At 68.0% G+C, this 506-nt stretch carries 1 protein-coding gene; it reads right to left on the bottom strand.

Annotation, left to right across the window (positions count from 1 at the left end; translation table 11 throughout):
- Positions 1 to 506 (bottom strand): hypothetical protein (locus ACYVD5_RS27915; protein WP_461004159.1); only part of this gene is annotated, 506 nt, incomplete at both ends.

Genomic DNA, 506 nt, shown 5'->3' with positions numbered 1-506 from the left:
GGCGCCGGCGGTGGCCGACCACCAGTTGGCGTCGAATCCTTTGTCGGTGAAGGCGAGGTTGGTGAGGCCTTCGCCGACGTAGCCTTCGATGGCGCCGGCGGCGGCGGAGAGGGCGAGGAATTCGGCGCGGGCGCCGGGTTTGGCGAGGAGTTCGGCGAGGTTTTTGTTGAGGGTGGTGGGGACGGTGTGGGCGAGGTGGTCGCGCAGGGTGGGGTTGATGTTGGGGCCCAGGGCGGCGGCGATGTCGTCGCCGAGGGTGGGTTTGCCCCAGTTTTTGGTGAGGGCGGTGGTGTAGGTGTCGGCGAGGTCGCGGCCGGTGTGGGGGCCGAGGTGTTTGGTGAAGACGTCGGTGAGGTCGTCGCGGAGTTGGTTGACGGTGGCGGGGTTGGTGAAGGCGTCGCGGGCGCTTTCGGGGGTGTAGGGGGCTTGGAAGTCGTCGCGGTATTTGCCGAAGGTGTCGGCGAGGTCTTTGTTGAGGCCGGATGCGGTGTCGGGTGTGGGTGTGG

It is taken from the genome of Streptomonospora sediminis (assembly GCF_054778995.1).
This window is presented reverse-complemented; position numbering and strand designations above follow the sequence as displayed.